At 66.1% G+C, this 19,747-nt stretch carries 17 protein-coding genes; 14 read left to right on the forward strand and 3 right to left on the reverse strand.

The window, feature by feature from the left end; all coding sequences use genetic code 11:
• Positions 1-27 precede the first annotated feature (27 nt).
• From tssJ to tagH, 3 genes are read right to left on the reverse strand one after another with little or no spacing between them, the layout of a single operon-like run.
• A complete protein-coding gene (gene tssJ / locus N5D30_RS07080) occupies positions 28-606 on the reverse strand; it encodes a type VI secretion system lipoprotein TssJ (protein WP_279908335.1) in 579 nt (192 codons plus the stop codon).
• Positions 607-639: 33 nt separating this feature from the next.
• Positions 640-1,458, reverse strand: a complete 819-nt coding sequence (locus tag N5D30_RS07085) for a PP2C family serine/threonine-protein phosphatase (RefSeq protein WP_220813224.1) — start codon at positions 1,456-1,458, stop codon at positions 640-642.
• Positions 1,455-2,975: a type VI secretion system-associated FHA domain protein TagH gene (gene tagH / locus N5D30_RS07090; RefSeq protein WP_347881184.1), complete on the reverse strand. Its 1,521-nt coding sequence runs from the start codon at positions 2,973-2,975 to the stop codon at positions 1,455-1,457. The genes N5D30_RS07085 and tagH overlap by 4 nt, the downstream gene beginning before the upstream one ends.
• Positions 2,976-3,221: 246 nt before the next feature.
• Between tagH and N5D30_RS07095 the strand changes: the two genes are divergently transcribed.
• The 14 genes from N5D30_RS07095 (at position 3,222) to tssH (ending at position 19,633) form a co-directional block, all read left to right on the forward strand.
• Positions 3,222-5,441: a serine/threonine-protein kinase gene (locus N5D30_RS07095; RefSeq protein WP_279908338.1), complete on the forward strand. Its 2,220-nt coding sequence runs from the start codon at positions 3,222-3,224 to the stop codon at positions 5,439-5,441.
• Between the two features lie 26 nt (positions 5,442-5,467).
• Positions 5,468-5,911: a TssQ family T6SS-associated lipoprotein gene (locus tag N5D30_RS07100; RefSeq protein WP_220813227.1), complete on the forward strand. Its 444-nt coding sequence runs from the start codon at positions 5,468-5,470 to the stop codon at positions 5,909-5,911.
• A 15-nt stretch (positions 5,912-5,926) separates the two neighbouring features.
• Positions 5,927-6,925: a type VI secretion system protein TssA gene (gene tssA / locus N5D30_RS07105; RefSeq protein ID WP_279908339.1), complete on the forward strand. Its 999-nt coding sequence runs from the start codon at positions 5,927-5,929 to the stop codon at positions 6,923-6,925.
• Positions 6,926-6,968: 43 nt separating this feature from the next.
• Positions 6,969-7,517 carry a type VI secretion system contractile sheath small subunit gene (gene tssB / locus N5D30_RS07110; RefSeq protein ID WP_220813229.1) on the forward strand — a complete coding sequence of 183 codons (549 nt, stop codon included), beginning with the start codon at positions 6,969-6,971 and terminating at the stop codon, positions 7,515-7,517.
• Between the two features lie 16 nt (positions 7,518-7,533).
• On the forward strand, positions 7,534-9,030 hold the full coding sequence (gene tssC / locus N5D30_RS07115; RefSeq protein ID WP_220813230.1) for a type VI secretion system contractile sheath large subunit: 1,497 nt from the start codon (positions 7,534-7,536) through the stop codon (positions 9,028-9,030).
• Positions 9,031-9,206: 176 nt separating this feature from the next.
• Complete coding sequence (locus N5D30_RS07120; protein ID WP_220813231.1) at positions 9,207-9,692, forward strand: type VI secretion system tube protein Hcp; 486 nt, start codon at positions 9,207-9,209, stop codon at positions 9,690-9,692.
• 137 nt (positions 9,693-9,829) lie between these two features.
• Entirely contained in the window at positions 9,830-10,366 is a 537-nt protein-coding gene (locus tag N5D30_RS07125; RefSeq protein ID WP_279908340.1) for a hypothetical protein, read from the forward strand.
• Positions 10,367-10,466: 100 nt separating this feature from the next.
• Complete coding sequence (locus tag N5D30_RS07130) at positions 10,467-11,213, forward strand: hypothetical protein (RefSeq protein WP_279908341.1); 747 nt, start codon at positions 10,467-10,469, stop codon at positions 11,211-11,213.
• 711 nt (positions 11,214-11,924) lie between these two features.
• Entirely contained in the window at positions 11,925-12,728 is an 804-nt protein-coding gene (locus N5D30_RS07135; RefSeq protein ID WP_279908342.1) for a type VI secretion system accessory protein TagJ, read from the forward strand.
• Positions 12,725-13,237: a type VI secretion system baseplate subunit TssE gene (tssE, locus tag N5D30_RS07140; protein WP_220813235.1), complete on the forward strand. Its 513-nt coding sequence runs from the start codon at positions 12,725-12,727 to the stop codon at positions 13,235-13,237. The genes N5D30_RS07135 and tssE overlap by 4 nt, the downstream gene beginning before the upstream one ends.
• 1 nt (position 13,238) lies before the next feature.
• Complete coding sequence (gene tssF / locus N5D30_RS07145; protein WP_279908344.1) at positions 13,239-15,113, forward strand: type VI secretion system baseplate subunit TssF; 1,875 nt, start codon at positions 13,239-13,241, stop codon at positions 15,111-15,113.
• A complete protein-coding gene (tssG, locus tag N5D30_RS07150) occupies positions 15,110-16,180 on the forward strand; it encodes a type VI secretion system baseplate subunit TssG (protein WP_279908345.1) in 1,071 nt (356 codons plus the stop codon). Before tssF ends, tssG begins: the two co-directional genes overlap by 4 nt.
• Positions 16,177-16,968, forward strand: coding sequence for a hypothetical protein (locus N5D30_RS07155; RefSeq protein ID WP_279902110.1), 792 nt, complete (start codon positions 16,177-16,179; stop codon positions 16,966-16,968). Before tssG ends, N5D30_RS07155 begins: the two co-directional genes overlap by 4 nt.
• Before the next feature lie 10 nt (positions 16,969-16,978).
• Positions 16,979-19,633 (forward strand): type VI secretion system ATPase TssH, encoded by a 2,655-nt coding sequence (tssH, locus tag N5D30_RS07160; RefSeq protein ID WP_279908346.1) that lies wholly within the window; start codon positions 16,979-16,981, stop codon positions 19,631-19,633.
• The last annotated feature ends 114 nt before the right edge of the window (positions 19,634-19,747 follow it).

Raw genomic sequence — 19,747 nt, forward strand, 5'->3', positions numbered from 1 at the left:
CTGGACCAGATTCCCTGACGGCCACCGCTACTGCGCGGCGGGCGCCGACAACTTCACCTCACTGGCCTCCAGACGAATCGCGTAGTCCAGCGACTTGCGCGACCAGCGCAGGAATTCGGGCAGCTCGAACCAGGGCGCCTTCGGCTCCGGGATCGCCGCGACCTGGCGCCAGACGCTCGCTTCCAGGTCGCGATACCCCACCAGGACCGCCAGCGCGCGGCCGTCCAGCTCGACCTGGTAATCACGGACCGACGACTCGCCCGGGCTGATCATGAACGCCTCGCGGTGCAGCAGGTCGCCGGCCAGTACGGCCTCGTCACGCTCGGCGAGCGTGAAGTAGTCGGTCGAGGAGAAGGTCGCCGCGTCGCGCAGCCGGAACAGGCGCACGGCGACCGGCGAAGGCCGCCCGTTGATGTCCGGGTTGAGCGTCTCGGACGCGGAAAGCTCGACGCGGATGGACACCGGCTCGGGCGGCTTGGGCGTGGAGGAGCAACCGGCCAGGCTCAGGGCGGCGAGCGCCACGCAGGCGGCGCCCATGCGCGCGGGCTTCACGCGGCGAGCGCCCGGCCGGCGCGGTTCGATGGGCGATACGACGGATACTTTCATTCGACATCCATTGGCAGACAGCAGTGACTTGTTTCAGGACTCGCTCATGGCCGGGACATGCGCTTCCCAGCGCACGGTGATCTCGTTGGGGTTGCCGATCCACACCGCCAGCGCGCTGTAGTTGTCCTGGTCCGGCGAGCCCTGATCGACGATCAGCTTCTCCATCCGCACCAGCCACTCCTCCGCCGCGTTGGCGTGAAGCAGGGCCTCGCTCATCTCGTATTCGCGCACCGCTTCCCAGAAGCCGTCGGTGCAGATCAGGAAGGCGTCCCCCTCCTCCACCTCGAACGGTGTGTCGAGCGCCTGGGCCGGCAGCTCGTCGCCCACGCCCAGCGCGGCGAACAGCAGGTTGCGCTCGGCGTGCCCGCGGACCATGTCCTCCTGCAGCACGCCGGCGTCGACGAAGCTCTGTACGACACTGTGGTCCTTGGTCAGCTGCCGGCAGCCCCGGCGCCGAAACAGGTACAGCCGGGTGTCGCCGACATGGACCCACTGGGCCTGACGCGCGGCCTCGTCGAGAAACAGCGAAGTGACCGTGGCGCTCATGCGCCGCAGCGGGCTAGACAGGCCCTGTCCGTAACGGATGGCGGAGTCGGCCTGGGCCACCAGCCGCTCGATGCTGTCCCGCGTCAGCGAGGGCGCCGAGGAATAGGCGCTGAGCATGGTGCGCACCGCCGTTTCCGACGCCACCTCGCCGCCACCATGACCACCCGCGCCATCGCACACCACGAAGCAGGCTCCGTTGGCGGAGGTCCAGTAGCCGCAGGCATCCTCGTTCTGCTCCCTGCGCCCCAGCCGGGACAGGGTGGCGAACTCCACGCGAGGACCGCCGGCGGCCACGTAGACGGTCATTGTTCCCTCCCCGCGTAGATCTGTTCGATCTCCTGCTCGTAAGCGCGGGCGAAGGCGTTCTCCAGCAGGGTTTCCAGCTCCTCGCGGGCAGCGCCGGCGATCTCGGCGAAGTCGGCGGCGTACAACGACCAGAGCCGCGAGCGGCGCAACGCCGGCAGCATCGACTCCAGCGCGGAAGGCTCGCTGCAGCGGCGCTCGATACGCTCGGGACTGAAACGCCCCACCAGTTCGTACATGGCGCTGCGGGAGCCGGCCAGCAGCGCCACCTGGTGGGCAGCCAGGTCGTCGAAGGCATCCTCGATCGCCCGCTGCGGCGCCATGAAACCGGGGAAGCGGGTGCCCAGCAGATGGACGATCGCGGACTGCCCGTCGGGAGAGAACTTCAGCGGGTTGTTGCCCTGGGTGGCGATGATGGTGACGCCCGCGCGCATCTCGTGCTTGGCGGCGGAGCGGGCGTGGATGAGGCGCACCGTGCCGGCCGTCATCTCGGAAAAGAGCCGGCCCAGGTTTTCCATGAACTCGGTGGAGACCGCAGGCAGCGACGAGGGAGCAACGCCACACCCCCTGGCGAAGGCGGCGCGCAGATCATCGTCGCCCGCTTCGGCAGCAGGCTCGGCTGGGCGCTCGACGGGGCGCGGTTTCACGAGTTGCACGGGTGTGCTTTTCTCGGGCTCGACCGGTGCCGGCTGCTCGATCACGGGCTCGGGCTTCGGCGGCTCACTGGCGACGGGCTCGATGACGAGTGGCGGGGCAGCCGGGCTGGGCACGGGCTGTTGTTCGGCAACGGGGATGACCACGGACGGCGTATGGAACAGCGCATCGACTTCCAGGCCGTGGTCGAGCGCCAGGCTGCCTTCGACCAGGGCCATGTCGCCGACCTGCCCGCCGAGCAGCGCCAGCGGGTCGACGTTGCGCGAGGTGTCGAGCATCGGCGCCTGCTGTTTCGGGCTGGCCAGCGGATCGTCGATGGTGATCTCGCCGCGCAGAGGCAGCTCCGCGATCATCGACGGCGCATCGGCGGCGACGAAATCGGCCAGGGACAGTTCTTCGGGGGCATGGCTGCGCTCGTCCGGCCGCTGGGGCACGGCGAACACGTCGAAATCGGCGGGAATGGTCGCCCTGGCGACGGGCTCGGCGGCGGGAGCGACGGCAGCCACTTCGGCCACGCCGCGCAGGCCCAGCACGTAGCGGCCGAACACCGCGCGCCCGCTGCTGCGCATGAGCGCGGACTCGCCGGGACCGATGCTGACGCCGTCGATCAGGATGGCGCTGCTGGAGCTGACATTGGCCACACGCACCGCGTCGGCGCCGGCCGGCGCCAGCTTCGCCTGGAAGCGGGAGACGAGACGCTCCGGGTCCTGCAGGACCAGATGATTGTCCGGGCTGCGCCCGACCGTCAGCTCGCCGGCCCCCGTCACGCATCCGCTCAATTCGGATGCCAGTGGCTTTCCATCGTACGAAAGAACGACCAGTTCGATCCCTGATCCAGGCATGCCTACCTCCTTGTAGCAAAGCATCACCGCGACAAAAAACGCCGGGCGGACGTCCCTTTATGGAAGCGTCCGAGCGATGTGTTTTCCGTGTGCCATCCATGTCATTCCGAATGCATCGGATGGAACACCGTTGTTCGCGGCGCAGACGATAACCTCTATCCGTTCCGGTTAAAACGACCTAAAACGAGAACCTACGCGCAAACCGAGCAACACATTTGAATTAAAGTCCGCGGCAGTTTTTCCTCAGCACCCGACGAGAAGCAATTCGGCATGGACGCCACCGCAAGCAACTACACCTCCCAGAATCCCTCTCGGGTCCGCCAGGACGATTCCCGCCCGGCCGGCGCACTTCCCTCGGGCACCCAGCTCTACGAATTCACCCTCACCTCGACTCTCGGCGAGGGCGGTTTCAGCATCGTCTACGCCGCGCGGGACAACCGCCTGCACCGCGACGTCGCCATCAAGGAATACATGCCGGCGGCCTTCGCCAGCCGCAGCGACAAGGCCAGGATCGAGGTGCGTTCGGAGCGCCACCGCTCCGCGTTCGATACCGGCATGCACAGCTTCATCGACGAGGCGCGACTGCTGGCCAGGTTCAAGCACCCGGCCCTGGTCGAAGTGCTGCGCTTCTGGGAAGACAACGGCACCGCCTACATGGCCATGCCCCGCTACAGCGGGCAGACGCTGCGGCAGATCCTGCGGGACAACGGCGGGCAGTGCGACGAACAATGGCTGCGCGGCATCGTCGCGCCCATGCTCGATGTGCTGGAAATGCTCCACGCCCACGACATCTTTCACCGCGACGTGGCGCCGGACAACATCATCATCCAGAACGACGGCACGCCGGTGCTGCTCGACCTGGGCTCCGCGCGGCGTGTGCTCGGCGATGCCAACCAGGCGCCGACGGTCATCGTCAAACCCGGCTACGCGCCCATCGAACAATACGCCGAAGACCTCTCCACGCCCCAGGGGCCGTGGACGGACATCTACGCCCTGGGCGCGGTCCTGCACCTGGCGGTGACCGGCATGGCACCGTCCGCCTCGGTCTCGCGCCTGATGAAGGACAACCTGGAGCCGCTGTCGGGCCGCGACTTCCCCGGCTTCTCCGAGGCATTTCTCCGCACCATCGACCACTGCCTGGCACTGCAGCCGGGCGACCGCCCGCAGGCCATCGCCCAACTGCGCGAACTGCTGGGCATCGACGGGACCGTGCAGGCGCGCCCGCTGCCCACTCCGCCGACGACACCACGCGCCCGGCCGGCCGTCGCGGCGGACGACGCGAAGACCATCATCCTCTCCAGCGAGCAGATGGCCGACCTGATGGCCCAGGCCGTCGGCGGGCAGGCCGCGCCGCAGCTACCGGACCCGTTCCAGCTGCCCTCCGCCACCGCCAAGCAGGAGGCCGAGGAAACCAGCTTCCCGGAGATGGAAGAACTGCTCAACGGCGACTCGAAGCGCAACGCGGGGAAAGTCGCCGTGCCCTCCGTCACGCACGCGGCTCCCGCACCGTCACCCGCTCGTGCCGCGCCCGCCGCCAAGTCGCGGGCTCCGCTGATCGGTCTCTCGGCAGCAGCCTGCCTGCTCGTCGCCGGCGCGGTCGGCTGGGGACTCTGGAGCGGCCGCGACGACACGGACACGCAAACGGCCCTGGCCCAGGCGACAACGACAACCGTCCCCGAACCCGTGGCCAAGTCCGAGATCGTGACGCCACCCGCCGTACAGCCCGTTGAGGGGACACCGGCCGCGAGCGAACCCGCCTTCATCGAGACGCCTGCGTCCGTCAGTGAACCGCTGCCGCCCGTGCACGCGGTCGCGCCGGAGCCAGTACCCGTACAGGTCGTGGAACCGATACCGCAGCCGATGCCCGAGCCGGCACCGGCACCGCAGGTCGCGGTGGAGCCCCGCCCCGCCGCCACCGCGCGCGCCAGCGAAGCGACTCCGCCTCCGGCACCCACCCGTTCGCGCCAGCAGCAGGAGGCGGTCGTCGACACCGGCACCGTGCAGATCAACGTGCAGCCCTGGGGCGAGGTCTGGGTCGACGGCAAGAACCACGGGGCCAGCCCGCCGCTGAAGAAGCTCGATCTGCCCGTCGGCGAATACCGCATCGAGCTGCGCCGCCCGAACCAGCCGGCTCTGGTGCACAAGGTCGTGGTCGAGAAGAACGCCACCATCACCCTCAACCAGGGCGTCCAGACCAGCGCCAAAGCCACGCAGAAACCCGCCTCTCCGGCCGCCGCAGCGCCTGCCGCCGCTACCAAGCCGGCCGCCCCGGAGAAAGGCGGCAAGGGCACCCTGGCCCTGCGCATCCAGCCCTGGGGCGAGATCTGGGTAGACGGCGTCAAGCGCGGCGTCAGCCCGCCCCTGCAAGAGATCCAGCTGCCGGCCGGCGCGCGCACCATCGAGATCCGCAACCCCAGCTTCCCCAGCCAGAGTCGCAAGCTTGACGTGCCCGCCAACCGTCGCGTGACGCTGCAGCACAGCTTTCAGTGAACCCGCTTCCCCAAGAGTCGTAACGCATGAAGATGACCCGCATCACCACCGCCTCGCTCCTGATGGCCGTCCTCGCCTCCACCCTGGCCGGATGCGCCAAGGAAAAGCCTCTGCCGCCGCCCCCGCCGACCGCGGAGGAAATCGCGGCCCAGCAGCGTGAGGAGCGGGGCAAGCAGAGCCTCATGGAAGGCATCCGTCTGTACCAGGGCGGCAACTACTTCATGGCCGAGAACAAGTTCCTCGCCCCGGAGATCTGGGAAGCCAGCACCGGCACCCAGCTCCAGGCCCTCAAATACCTGGCCTTCAGCTACTGCGTCACCGAGCGCAACGCGCAATGCCGGTACGCCTTCGAGCGCGCCCTGCAGATCGATCCTTCGTTCAGGCTGGACAGCGCCGAGGACGGCCACCCCCAGTGGGGACCGGCGTTCCAGCAGGCCAGTGAACGACCGGTCAAGCCGTCCCACCCCTGATAGCCGGGCTTTCGCATGAACCTCGACATAGATGCGCTGCTGGCACCAGTCGCGACCGACCAACCGGGCGGCAGGCCACTCGACTACGACAACGAATTCCTCGAACTCGAACGGGAAATGCAGGGCACGCCGGAACAGCAGTACGGCGATACCCTGATTCCCGCCCAGGAGCCCGACTGGTCGACGGTCCTGCAGGCGGCCAGATCGCAACTGTCGCGCAGCAAGGACTTCCGCCTCGCCGTCGCCATCACCCGCGCCCTCACCCGCCTGCATGGCCCGCGCGGCACCGCGGAGGGACTGGCGCTGGTCATCGAGATGACCCGGCGCTACTGGCAGGACGGCCACCCGGCACTGCACGAAGACGGCGAGGAAGACCTGCTGCCCCGGGGCAATGCGCTGGCCGGCCTCGCGGCCGCCGGTGGGCTGCCCAGCGACCTGCGCTGCGCCGAGATCGGCAGCCGCCAGTTGGGCAAATTGACACTGGGCACCCTCGAACGCATCGCCCTGTCCCGGGAAGACGTCTCGGGCGAACCCCTGCAGCGCGATCAGCTGCCACGCTTCCTGCGCGACGAACTGGAATCCGGCAACCAGGACCTGCTGGCACTGCCCTGCATCCGCGAGCGGGTCCAGGAGCTGCGCGGCCTGCTCTCGCCAGCACTGGGCACCGAACATGCACCGGATTTCTCCAGCATCCTCGGCCTCACCGAGCTGCTCGCGCCCTCGGCCAGCACAGCCGAACAGGCCATCGACGAATCCTCCGAGCCGGCGACGACCGACGCACCTGCCGCTCCCCGTCTCGGCCCCGCCGGGGCGACCAGCCGCAGCGATGCCATCGCCATGCTGGACGCGGTCTGCGAATTCCTGGAAAGGAACGAGCCGGCCAACCCCGCCCCGCTGCTCATCCGTCGGGCGCGCAACATGATCGGCCAGGACTTCCTCGCCATCCTGCGCGACCTGGCGCCGGCCGGCCTGCAACAGGCAGAGCTGATCGCCGGCCTGAGCAGACAGGACTGACTCCCCCACCCCCTGAACCTAGAAGTTTCATGGAGAGAAACCAATGAGCAATCCACGCCACGAGACGGTTAACCGAAAGAGCAGCCAGAAGTTCATTGCACGCAACCGCGCTCCACGCGTGCAGATCGAATACGACGTCGAGCTGTACGGCTCGGAGAAGAAGATCCAGCTGCCCTTCGTCATGGGCGTCATGGCCGACTTGGCGGGCAAGCCGAAGGAGGCCCTGCCGGCCATCGCTGACCGCAAGTTCCTGGAAATCGACATCGACAACTTCGATGAGCGCATGAAGTCGTTGCAGCCCCGGGTGGCGTTCGCCGTGCCGAACACCCTGACCGGCGAAGGCAACATCGCCATCGACATCACCTTCGAGAGCATGGACGACTTCTCCCCGGGCGCCGTCGCCAGGAAAGTCGACGCCCTCTCCCAGCTGCTCGACGCGCGTACCCAGCTGAACAACCTGCTGACCTACATGGACGGCAAGACCGGGGCCGAAGAGCTGATCGGCAAGGTGCTGCAGAACCCGGCGCTGCTGAAGACCCTGGCCACGGCACCACGCGCCGAAGCCATCGAACCAGAAAGCAGCGAAGCCTGATCAAGGGAGACCCGACATGACGGCCATTCAAGCCAGCAACCAGCAGCAACTGGAAGCGCTGCACGGAGACGACTTCTCCGCGCTGCTGCAGAAGGAATTCAAGCCCAAGACCGACGAGGCGCGGGAGGCGGTGCAGAACGCCGTCCGCACCCTCGCCGAGCAGGCCCTGGTCAACTCCACGACCCTGAGCAACGACGCCTACAAGGCTATCGAGGCGATCATCGCGGAGATCGACCACAAGCTGTCGGAGCAGATCAACGCGATCATCCACCAGCCCGACTTCCAGCAGATCGAGAGCGCCTGGCGCGGCCTGCACCATCTGGTGAACAACACCGAAGTCGACGAGATGCTGAAGATCCGCGTGCTGCCCATCTCCAAGAAGGAGCTGCACCGCACCCTGCGCCGCCACAAGGGCATCGGCTGGGACCAGAGCCCGATCTTCAAGAAGGTCTACGAGCAGGAATACGACCAGTTCGGCGGCACGCCGTACGGCTGCATCGTCGGCGACTACTTCTTCGACCACTCCCCGCCGGACGTGGAGCTGCTCAACGAGATGTCCAAGATCGCCGCGGCCTCGCACTGCCCCTTCATCGCCGGCGCGGCGCCCTCGGTCATGCAGATGGAATCCTGGCAGGAGCTCGCCAATCCGCGCGACCTGACCAAGATCTTCGAGAACACCGAATACACCGGCTGGCGCAGCATGCGGGCCTCGGAAGACTCGCGCTATATCGGCCTGGCCATGCCGAGGTTCCTCGCCCGCCTGCCCTATGGCGTGCGCACCAACCCGGTAGATGAATTCGACTTCGAGGAAGATACCGACGGCTCGGATCACAGCGGCTACTGCTGGGCCAACTCGGCCTACGCCATGGCCGTGAACATCAACCGTTCGTTCAAATACTACGGCTGGTGCACCTCGATCCGCGGCGTCGAATCCGGCGGCGCCGTCGACGACCTGCCGACCCACACCTTCCCCTCGGACGATGGCGGCGTCGACATGAAATGCCCGACGGAGATCGCCATTTCCGACCGTCGCGAAGCGGAGCTTGCCAAGAACGGCTTCATGCCGCTGATCCACCGCAAGAACTCCGACATGGCCGCCTTCATCGGCGCCCAGTCGCTGCAGAAGCCGACCGAGTACTACGACCCGGACGCCACCGCCAACGCCAACCTGGCGGCGCGCCTGCCCTACCTGTTCGCCTGCTGCCGGTTCGCCCACTACCTGAAGTGCATCGTCCGCGACAAGATCGGCTCGTTCCGCGAGCGCGAGGACATGCAGCGCTGGCTCAACGACTGGATCATGAACTACGTCGACGGCGACCCCTCGAACTCCTCCCAGGAAACCAAGGCGCGCAAGCCCCTGGCAGCGGCCGAGGTGCAGGTCGAGGAAGTGGCGGACAACCCCGGCTACTACACCTCCAAGTTCTTCCTGCGCCCGCACTACCAGCTGGAAGGCCTGACCGTATCGCTGCGCCTGGTCTCCAAGCTGCCGTCGGTGAAGAACGCCACCAGCTGACGGAGCGCCCCGGCGGCCCTGGCCGCCGGGTATTGCGCAAGTGCACTGGACACCACCACTTCAATTTCCAGACAGAAGGCAGGACGACTCAAGCAGAAAAGCGACAACCCTAAAAAGCCAACCACCACTAGGCCGAATGGCGGCCAATCAACATCCATTTCAAAAGGAATATAGAAATGTCTTCACTCCAGGATTTCTTCATCAAGATCGACGGCATTCCGGGCGAGTCCAAGGACTCCAAGCACTCCGGCCAGATCGACGTTCTCCAGTGGGGTTACTCCGTCAGCCAGACCTCCACCTCCCACACGGGCGGCGGCTCCGGCGCGGGCAAGGCCAACTTCGGCGAGCTGCACTTCACCCACTACGTGGACAAGGCGACGCCCAACCTCATGAAGTACTGCGCCAGCGGCAAGCACATCCCCACCGTCGAAGTCTCCTGCTGCAAGGTCGGCGACGGCTCGCAGGAATACATGAAGATCACGCTGAACGAAGTGCTCATCACTCACGTGAGCCCGATGGGCTCGACCAGCGACCCCCGTGTCACCGAATCGGTCGGCATGTCCTACGGCAAGGTCAAGGTCGAAGTGAAAGAGCAGAACACCGACGGCTCCATGGGCGCCACCGTCACCGGTACCTGGGACGTCAAGCAGAACAAGGAATAAGTTCGTGCGACGGGCCGGAGGGAAACCTCCGGCTCCGTCAGGAGCGGTCGATCCTGCCTCCAGTCCGATACACAGCTGAGCGAGTGAAGCCCAGCCGAACTGACGTAAGTTCGACACGCCTCATCCGGATTGCAAACATGAATGTTGTACAGAAGATCCTCTTCATCCTTCTGATGGCTGGACTCGTTGCAGGGTGCACCGCACCCGCCGTGACAACCCTTTCCTACAGCGGCCCCTTCAAGCTGGATATCCCCATCCGGGAATTCGAGGGCGCCACGATCTTTCATACGGAACAGTTGAGCGTGAAGACGCGCTCGGGCGCGTTGATCTCGGGCATGGCCCTGACGCACCAGACCGAAGAGCTCCCCCAGGACTTCAACCTGCAAGACTATCCGGAATATCTGTTCCGCCTGCGCTCTGCCGAGGCATTGAGCGAAAGCCTTGCAGAGTATTTTCGCAACTCCAGCCAGGAGACCGACCAGTTCTACGGGCTGGATAATCTGCACCGCATCGAGCGATCCGGATACCGGATATACAGCGCCTGCAAGACGGAAAAATGCCTCGCATTGGTCGTGAAGAAGGACGTGGACCAGATTCTGGTGCTGAACGCGGACAAGCTCGAACCCGGCTCATTCGAAGAACTGATCAACGGACTGAAAGGTGTCGCTTACTAGCAAACATCCCTGGATATACCGCCCACATTGACACTAATGGCAGCGTCCCAGCGATAGAGAACAAGATGCTAGACATCAATGATCATGGAAGGATAGAGAAATGCCCCACATGACCTTGGATATCCAAGCCAAAAGAGATGCGCAGATATTTCTGGAAAATCTACAAAAATCCGACGCAGGTGAAATCGACAAGCTAATCGATTCGTACAGGTTTGGAAATGAGCCAGCCTGGCATAGATTTACCAAAGGCGCCTACAACCACCCAATTACCTGGTGGATAGGGCTGCTGCAGATTCAAATGCAATTAGGCATTTGGGGACACACCAGGAAATCTCAAGCACAAATAGCAGCAAACCAATTATCCCAAACTTTGAATCTAGCAACAGACAACGCAAACAAAGATATCCTTTACAGGGTATTGGTTTACAATCTCAAATACCGAAAGGCAGACATACTAGGCCGACTTGCGGGTGGTGCATTCACGAACTATGCAAGCACTGGAGGAAAAATCGGCAATAGATCACTGCCTAAAAATGTAAGCAGGACAGTTAGTCTGTCAAATTTTTTGCTGGCGAGCTATGGAGCATCAATAAAGGCCGTAGCCACAGGTCAGAACAAAATAGAACATGTCATCCAGTCGATTCTCACCGGACACCCAAGCGGACCGACACCCTACCCAAGCACTCTCGACCATAAACTATCTGAAGAAGAAATTGGCATATACAACAAAGTAGAAGACTCACTAATTGAAATCAATGCCCTGACTGCAATTTCATCCACACCAACGCCCATAGCAGAGTTCTGTCTTCGCCCGGAAAACATTAATATAAAAGGGCTTTGCAAATGAAAAAATACATTCAAGGCTCATTAAAAATCATCTACACCCTTGCAGAGCAATTCGTATTCTACATCGCAATCATTACTGCACTCCTATACTGGATATCTTTTGGGAACGCATACATAGCAATATCAATTTTCATTTTAATTTGTATACTTTTCTGGGTGATACCCTCAGCACTAAAAAAGAAATATAGAACTCGAAACCATAAAGATAGCACTTTAAATTGACACAATTCCATCCACTTCGCTCACCATCAATGGCAGATGCGAAATCGGACGATATTTTTACCATGACCTTGATTGCAGCCCTTATATTCTTTCCCCTAGGACTACTTACCCTACTGACTCCTGCGCCATGTGCAAATAGGGTGAGCGCTTTCTACCGACGCTATCCACTGATACGTCATGCACCCACCTCTCAATTCACTTTGCATCCGAGCTATGCTCGAGCATTTGGACTGGCTTTATTAATGGCCGGCTCGGCCCTGTTTGTATTGAATTGAGCGTGTCCAATGAAATTAGCAAAGACAAAGCCAAAGATACGGAAGTTTACCGCATCAACATTCAATACTATGGCCTTGCCGAGTTCGGATGGAGGCCGACTCAGACATGAATGGGATCAAACCCCTGGATATACGCGCATGCTCGCCATCATCCAGCCCTGATTGAACACACCAAATAAATCCGACTTCGGCACACCAGCCAAGGATAGGCATCGATGAACCAGCCCATCAGCTCCACCCTGTTCCACACTCCGCTCGACGAGCAGGTCGCCCAGCTGACCCAGCAGATTCGTCGCGCGCCGGCGGACGCCAGGCTGCGTGTCCACTACGCGCAGTTGTGCATGGTGAAGGGTGACTGGGAGCGTGCGGTCGCGCAGTTGCAGACCGTCGCGCAGCTCGATGCCAAGTGCATTCCCATGGCCCAGGCCTACCGCGAGGCCATTCGCTGCGAGCGCGCCCGCGAGCGGGTGTTCGCCGGGGAGCTGGAGGTCAAGAGCATCGGCCAGCCCAGCGACTGGCTGCCGCTGCTGGCCCGGTCGCTGGCTTGCCGCGCCGGCGGCGATGCCGTGCAGGCGGCCGAACTGCATGCGCAGGCGTTCGAGCAGGCCGGCGAAACGCCGTTCCTCCTCGATGGCGAGCAGGTCGAGTGGATTGCCGACGGCGACTCCAGGCTCGGCCCAGTCTGCGAACTCTTCCTCAACGGCCAGTACTACTGGCTGCCGTTCGAGAACATCCAGCGCCTGGAGATCGACGCGCCGACCGACCTGCGCGACCTGGTCTGGCTGCCCGCGCGGGTGACGCTGAGCAATGGCGGCCAGCACCCCGTGCTGCTGCCCGCCCGCTATCCCCTCAGCCATACCGAGGGCCAGGACGCGCTGGCACTGGCCAGCCTGACCGAATGGCGCCCGCTCGGAGACGAGCTGTGGGCCGGCGTCGGGCAGCGCATGCTGGTCAGCCCGGCCGGCGAGCATCCGCTGCTCGCCGTGCGCGAGCTGTCCTCCCTGGCCGGCCAGCCATGAAACCGCACAGCGTACGCAGCAACCGGCTGATGCCGGCCCTGCTGGACCGCCTGACCGACCACGCGCCGCAGAGCAGCAGCGAGGCGCCCCACGAGCGTCTCATCAGCCGCTCCGACTTTCGCGAAAGCGTCCTGCGCGACCTGTCCTGGCTGCTCAACACGGTGAACGCGGAGTCGACCACCGACTTCGAGCAGGCCGAGCGCGCCCGCGTGTCGGTGGTCAACTTCGGCATCCCGGCGCTGTCCGGCCGCCAGCTGGCCGCCGCCGACTGGAAGGAGGTCGAGGCGACCCTGCGCACGGCCATCGCCACCTTCGAGCCGCGGATACTGCCGGAGTCCCTGGAGATCCGCGTGCTGCCCCCGGTCGCCGGGCTGGCCTCGCGCAACCGCCTGTCCCTGGAAATACGCGGCCAGCTCTGGTCCGAGCCCTACCCCATGGAGCTGCTGCTGCGCTCCCACGTCGACCTGGAGTGCGGCCAGGTGTCCCTGGAAAACGTCGCGAGGTCATGACATGGATCCCAGGCTGCTGGACTACTACAACAGCGAACTGGCCTACCTGCGCGAACTGGGTGCGGAGTTCGCCGGGCAGTATCCCAAGGTCGCGGCGCGGCTGGGCATGCGTGGCACGGAAGTGGCGGACCCCTATGTAGAACGCCTGCTGGAAGGCTTCTGCTTCCTCACCGCGCGCATCCACCTGAAGATGGATGCCGAGTTCCCGCGCTTCTCCCAGCGCCTGCTGGAGGTGGTCTACCCCAACTACCTGGCGCCCACGCCGGCCATGTGCATCATCCAGTTCTCGCCCGGCGAGATGAGCGGCAACCAGGAGAACGGCTTCGTCATCGAGCGCGGCACCCGGCTGAAGGAGCCCCTGCAGGGCGAGCGCAAGACCCAGTGCGAATTCCGCACCGCCCACGCCGTGGAGCTGTGGCCCCTGACCCTGGCCAGCGCCCGCTTCGAGGCCGCGCCCGCCGACATCCGCCTGCCCCGCGCCACGCTCGGCAGGACGGTCAAGTCGACCCTGCACCTGCGCTTCGACTTCACCAGCGCCCACAACGGCAGGGCGCCGGGGCTCGATCGCCTGTCGCTGCACCTGCGCGACAGCGGCCAGCTCGCCTCGCACCTGTACGAGCTGCTCTGCGGCCACACCCTGGGCGTGGCCGTGCGCCCCGTCGACACCAGTGGCTGCGGCTGGACGCTCCTGCCGGCGAGCGCGCTGCAGCCGGAGGGGCTGTCCGAGGAAGAATCGCTACTGCCCTACTCCGCCCGCGGCTTCCAAGGCTACCGGCTGCTCCACGAATACTTCGCGATGCCGGCGCGCTACCACTTCGTCGCCATCGAGGGGCTCGGCCCGGCGCTGGAGCACAGCAGCGCGGCCAGCGGCTTCGAGGTGCTGATCCTGCTCGACCGCGATGCCAGCGAATACGAGACGCTGGTCGGCCCCGAGCACTTCGCCCTGTTCTGCACCCCGGCGGTGAACCTGATCGACATGCGCTCCGACCGGGTCCCGGTGGCGGACAACCGCAACGAGTTCCACGTGGTGCCGGACCGCGCCCGGCCGATGGACTACGAGGTGTACAGCGTCGCCCTGGCCGAGGGCTTCGGCCAGGACAACGCGGTGGAAGCCGAATTCCGCCCGTTCTACACCTGCGTCGCCCAGGATCGCAGTGAGCACGGCACCTACTTCTCCGTGCGCCGCGAACCGCGCCGCCCCTCCGACAGCACGCTGCGCAAGGGCGCCCGCACTACCTACATCGGCTCCGAGGTGTTCCTCAGCCTGGTCGACCGCAACGAGGCGCCCTACGCCGGCACCCTGCGCCAGCTGGGCGTGCAGATGACGGTCAGCAACCGCGACCTGCCCATGCTGATGTCGGTCGGCAGCAACCAGGACCTGATTCCGCTCGGCTCGCTGCCGGTCTCCGCGGTGCGCATCATCGAGGGGCCGACCAAGCCGCAGCCGGCGGCGCCCGAGGGCGAGCTGACCTGGCGCCTGATCAGCCAGCTGGGGCTCGGCTACCAGACCCTGACCGACCTGACGCCCGAACAGGGCGCCGAGGCCCTGCGCGAGCTGCTGACCCTGTACGGGGCCCAGGGCGACGCGGCCATCGCCCGCCAGGCGCGCGGCCTGCTCGGCGCCAGCCTGACACCCGTCACCCGGCGCCTGCCCGGGCACGGCCCGCTGGCCTTCGGCCGTGGCGTCGCCATCGACCTGAAGGTCGACGAGGCCCAGTTCGCGGGCAGCAGCGCCTATCTGTTCGGCGCCGTGCTGGAGCGCTTCCTCGCTCGCCACGTCGGCCTCAACACCTTCATCGAAGTGCGCCTGGACAGCGCCCAGCGCGGCCGCATCGGCCAGTGGGCGCCGCGCTTCGGCACGAGGCCGGTGGCATGACGGGCACCACAGACTTCTGGCAGCGGCTCGGCGAGCGGCCCTACGACTTCGACCTGTTCGCCGCCCTGCGGCGCATCGAATCGCTGCACCCGCAGAGCCCGCGCCTGGGCCACTCGCAGCGCCCGCAGCAGGACCCCATCCGCCTGGGCCAGGCGCCGTCCACCTCCTTCGCCCCCGCCACCCTGGCCGGCCTGGATGAACGCCGGGCGGCTGCCAAGCTGCGCATCTTCAGCTTCGGCCTGTTCGGGCCCAACGGCCCGCTGCCGCTGGCCCTGACCGAATACGCGATGGAGCGCGCCAACCACCACGGCGACGAGACCCTGTCGGCCTTCGCCGACATCTTCCATCACCGGCTGATCCAGCTGTTCTACCGCGCCTGGGCCTCGGCCCAGTCCACGGTGAGCCTGGACCGCGATCAGGACGACAGCTTCACCCGCCACGTGGCGAGCCTCGTCCACCACGGCCTCGAATCCCAGCGCGAGCGCGACTCGGTGCCCGACCACGCGCGCTGGAACCACGCCGGCCACCTGGTCCGCCAGGTGCGCAACGCGGAAGGGCTGGAGCGCATCCTGGCCAACTTCTTCCGCATGCCCGCGCGGATCGAGGAGTTCGCCCGGCACTGGCTGCCCCTGCCGGACGACCAGCGCACCCGTCTCGGCGGCGCGAGCAACGCCCAACTGGGCGTCGACGCCGTGGCCGGGCAGGCCGTGCCGGACCGTCAGCACCGCTTTCGCATCCGCCTGGGCGCCATGGGCCTGGCCGACTACGAGAACCTGCTGCCCACCGGCCGCGGCCATCGGCAGTTGCTCGACTGGGCGCGCAGCTACATCGGCATCGAATACGCCTGGGACGTGCGCCTGGTCCTGCACGCCGCCGAAGTGCCGCGGGTATCGCTCGGCGGCGTTACCCGCCTGGGCTGGACCAGCTGGCTCGGCGCCAGCGCCGCCACGCAGGACCGCGACGACCTGGTCCTCGACCCCGAACACATCGCCGCCACTACCCATTCATACCGTCCGCGGCGAACCGCGGGCTCCCCTTCATCCGAACCAACGAGGTCCCATCCATGAACCCCTTCCGCATCCTCCACCGTCCCCTGCTCTGCGTGGCCCTGCTCGGCTTCACCCTGCCCGGCCACGCCAGCGTGGAGGCCGACATGGCCTTCGCCCTGGACAGCATCTGGCGCATGGAGCGCCCCTCCGTGTCCCTGGCGAGCGAGTCCTTCACCAGCAAGGCCTCCAAGACGGGCACGACGTACCAGGCGAAGGTGAACAACTCGCCCGTCTACCTGATGACCGGCGAGGAGTCGGCCAGCGTCGAGTTCGGCCGCAAGCGCTTCCCCGCCACCGAGAGCCCGTGGGGCGCCCTGCCGCGCCTGGACATGGAGCACGCCCGCCTGCTGGAACTGAGCACCCCGAAGAAGCGCTACTTCGCCTTCGTCGGCCAGGGCAAGGGCCTGTTCTCGGTCGGCGACTGGCAGCGCTACAGCTTCCTCCACGTCGTCGACGTCACCGCGCGCCACGCCCCGGTGTACTACCCGCTGTTCTCCGACGCCTACCTGGGCGAGCGCGTGCTCGGCCGCCTGCCGGGTTCCCCGGTGCTGAACTTCGCCCGCCTGGTGCCGTCGAGCTGGTCCTCGCGGAACGAGCCCAGCGCCTACGAGGTATCCCTCTACGCCCTCAACCCCAAGGGCCCGGAGCGGGTCATCGAGGAAGGCCGTCCCCTCGCCTACTCGCTGCAGCGCCAGGGCGGCACCTGGAAGATCGAGCGCATCCGCAAGACCCCGGTCACCGACGCCCAGGACCAGAACAAGCGTTCCTTCACCGCCCCGAACCTGACCGCCGTTTCGGCCCGCTGAGCAGACGACCATGAGCAACATCAGCCGCGCCGCCCTGTTCGGCAAACTCAACCCGATCCTGTACAAAGCCATCGAGGGCGCCACCGTCTTCTGCAAGCTGCGCGGCAACCCCTACGTGGAGCTGGCGCACTGGCTGCACCAGCTGTTGCAGTTGAACGACAGCGACCTGCACCGGATCGTCCGCCACTACGAACTGGACGAGGCCCGCCTGAACAGCGATCTGGTGCGGGCGCTGGATCGCCTGCCAGCGGGCGCCACCGCCATCAGCGACCTCTCCGAGCACGTGGAGAACGCCGTCGAGCGCGGCTGGGTCTACGCGACGCTGCTGCTGCAGGAAGACCGGGTGCGCGGCGCCTCGCTACTGCTCGGCATCCTCAAGACCACCCACCTGCGCAACGTGCTGGCCACCGTCAGCCGGGAGCTGGCCAATCTTGACGCCGACGCCCTGACCCGCGACCTGCCGCGCCTGCTGCGCGGCTCGCCAGAGGACGACCTGGCCGCCAGCGACGGCAGCCATGTGGGCGGCGAGCCGGGCGAGGCCAGCGGCGCCCTGGCGCCGAGCGGCAAGCAGGACGCCCTCAGCCGCTTCGCCGTCGACCTCACCGCCCGGGCCGCCCAGGGCGAGATCGACCCGGTCACCGGCCGCGACGAGGAAATCCGCCAGATCACCGACATCCTCATCCGCCGCCGACAGAACAACCCCCTGCTGGCGGGCGAGGCCGGGGTCGGCAAGACCGCCGTGGCCGAGGGCTTCGCGCTGCGCCTGGCCAGCGGCGACGTGCCGCCCCAGCTGCGCGGCGTGTCGCTGCTGATGCTCGACATCGGCCTGCTGCAGGCCGGTGCCAGCATGAAGGGCGAGTTCGAACAGCGCCTGCGTCAGGTGATCGACGAAGTCCAGGCCAGCCCCAAGCCCATCATCCTGTTCATCGACGAGATCCACACCCTGATCGGCGCCGGCGGCGCGGCGGGCACCGGTGACGCCGCCAACCTGCTGAAGCCCGCGCTGGCGCGCGGCACCCTGCGCACCATCGGTGCCACCACCTGGAGCGAATACCGCCGCTACATCGAGAAAGACCCGGCCCTCACCCGCCGCTTCCAGGTGATCCAGGTGGGCGAACCCGACGAGCCGGCGGCCATCGGCATGGTCCGTGGCATCGCCGGCGCGCTGGAAAAGCACCACCGGATTCAGGTCCTCGACGAGGCCATCGCCGCGGCGGTGCGCCTGTCGCACCGCTACATCCCGGCCCGGCAACTGCCGGACAAGGCCATCAGCCTGCTCGACACCGCCTGCGCGCGGGTCTCGGTCAGCCAGCACACGCTGCCCGCCGAGCTGGAGCAGTGCCAGCGGCGCATCGAGATGCTGGAGACGGAGCAGGCGATCATCGGGCGCGAAGGCGCCATCGGCCTGGACGTGGGCGAACGCGAAGGCAAGTGCCTGGCGCAGCTGGATCAGGAACGCACCCGCCTGGCCCTGTTGCAGGGCCGCTGGGAAAGCGAACGCAGCGTCGCCGAACGCCTGTTGGAAGTGCGTGAGCAACTGCGCGCGGGCGATCTGCCGGACAGCGAACGCGCCACCCTGCTGGCCGAGCACGCCGGACTGCAGTCCGAGCTGGCGGCGCTGCAGGGCGATTCGCCGCTGATCCTGCCGGCCGTGGACGAGGCCGCCGTGGCCTCGGTGGTCGCCGACTGGACCGGCATCCCGGTGGGACGCATGGTCCGCGACGAGATCGCCGCCGTGCTGGGCCTGGTGGACACCCTGGAGAAACGGGTGATCGGCCAGCGCCACGGGCTCGAACTGATCGCCCGGCGCATCCAGACCGCCCGCGCGCACCTGGACAACCCGGACAAGCCCATCGGCGTGTTCATGCTGGTCGGCCCCTCCGGCGTGGGCAAGACGGAAACCGCCCTCACCCTCGCCGAGACGCTCTACGGCGGCGAGCAGAACCTCATCACCATCAACATGAGCGAGTTCCAGGAGGCGCACACCGTCTCCAGCCTCAAGGGCGCGCCGCCGGGCTACGTCGGCTATGGCGAGGGCGGTCTGCTGACCGAGGCGGTCAGGCGCAAGCCCTACTCGGTGGTGCTGCTGGACGAAGTGGAAAAAGCCCACCCGGACGTGCACGAGCTGTTCTTCCAGGTCTTCGACAAGGGCTGGATGGAGGATGGCGAGGGACGCCAGATCGACTTCCGCAACACCGTGATCCTGCTCACCTCCAACGTCGGCACCGACCTGGTGATGAACCTGACCCGCGACCCGGAACTCGCCCCCGAGCCCGAGGCGCTGGCCACGGCCCTGCGCGAACCGCTGCTGCAGGTGTTCCCGCCGGCCTTCCTCGGCCGCCTGAACGTCATCCCCTACTACCCGCTCAGCGACGACACCCTGGCCAGCATCGTCCGCCTGCAGCTGGAGCGCATCCGCAAGCGCGTCGAGGAGCGCCACGCCATCGCGTTCGCGTACAGCGACGCGGCGGTGGCGCTGGTCATCCGCCGCTGCACCGAGGTGGAATCGGGCGGACGGATGATCGACGCGATCCTCACCCAGACGGTGCTGCCGGTCATCAGCCGCCATTACCTGCAGAGCCTGGCCGACGGCGAGAAACTCGCCGATATCCGGCTCGACGCCAGCGAGGAGGATTTCGTCTACCACTTCGACGGGAAGCCATGACGAGCCCCCCTGGGTGTTCGTTCAAGCGCGCGAGCGCGGGCCATGTCCGCGATTCGCGAGCAGGAACACACCCAGGGGCCAGCAGCCAAGGCAACATTACGGCACTAGACTGCC

Origin of the sequence: Pseudomonas sp. GD03875 (genome assembly GCF_029840585.1) — a bacterium.
Classification (GTDB): domain Bacteria; phylum Pseudomonadota; class Gammaproteobacteria; order Pseudomonadales; family Pseudomonadaceae; genus Aquipseudomonas; species Aquipseudomonas paralcaligenes.

Excerpts from the sequence above, each read along its gene's own strand:
- tssA (WP_279908339.1), top strand. The coding sequence starts at position 5,927 with ATGAACCTCGACATAGATGCGCTGCTGGCACCAGTCGCGACCGACCAA.
- tagH (WP_347881184.1), bottom strand. The coding sequence starts at position 2,975 with ATGCTTTGCTACAAGGAGGTAGGCATGCCTGGATCAGGGATCGAACTG.
- N5D30_RS07135 (WP_279908342.1), top strand. The coding sequence starts at position 11,925 with ATGAACCAGCCCATCAGCTCCACCCTGTTCCACACTCCGCTCGACGAG.
- tssC (WP_220813230.1), top strand. The coding sequence starts at position 7,534 with ATGACGGCCATTCAAGCCAGCAACCAGCAGCAACTGGAAGCGCTGCAC.
- N5D30_RS07085 (WP_220813224.1), bottom strand. The coding sequence starts at position 1,458 with ATGACCGTCTACGTGGCCGCCGGCGGTCCTCGCGTGGAGTTCGCCACC.
- N5D30_RS07095 (WP_279908338.1), top strand. The coding sequence starts at position 3,222 with ATGGACGCCACCGCAAGCAACTACACCTCCCAGAATCCCTCTCGGGTC.
- tssG (WP_279908345.1), top strand. The coding sequence starts at position 15,110 with ATGACGGGCACCACAGACTTCTGGCAGCGGCTCGGCGAGCGGCCCTAC.
- N5D30_RS07125 (WP_279908340.1), top strand. The coding sequence starts at position 9,830 with ATGAATGTTGTACAGAAGATCCTCTTCATCCTTCTGATGGCTGGACTC.
- tssJ (WP_279908335.1), bottom strand. The coding sequence starts at position 606 with ATGAAAGTATCCGTCGTATCGCCCATCGAACCGCGCCGGCCGGGCGCT.
- tssE (WP_220813235.1), top strand. The coding sequence starts at position 12,725 with ATGAAACCGCACAGCGTACGCAGCAACCGGCTGATGCCGGCCCTGCTG.
- N5D30_RS07155 (WP_279902110.1), top strand. The coding sequence starts at position 16,177 with ATGAACCCCTTCCGCATCCTCCACCGTCCCCTGCTCTGCGTGGCCCTG.
- tssB (WP_220813229.1), top strand. The coding sequence starts at position 6,969 with ATGAGCAATCCACGCCACGAGACGGTTAACCGAAAGAGCAGCCAGAAG.
- tssH (WP_279908346.1), top strand. The coding sequence starts at position 16,979 with ATGAGCAACATCAGCCGCGCCGCCCTGTTCGGCAAACTCAACCCGATC.
- N5D30_RS07130 (WP_279908341.1), top strand. The coding sequence starts at position 10,467 with ATGCCCCACATGACCTTGGATATCCAAGCCAAAAGAGATGCGCAGATA.
- tssF (WP_279908344.1), top strand. The coding sequence starts at position 13,239 with ATGGATCCCAGGCTGCTGGACTACTACAACAGCGAACTGGCCTACCTG.
- N5D30_RS07120 (WP_220813231.1), top strand. The coding sequence starts at position 9,207 with ATGTCTTCACTCCAGGATTTCTTCATCAAGATCGACGGCATTCCGGGC.
- N5D30_RS07100 (WP_220813227.1), top strand. The coding sequence starts at position 5,468 with ATGAAGATGACCCGCATCACCACCGCCTCGCTCCTGATGGCCGTCCTC.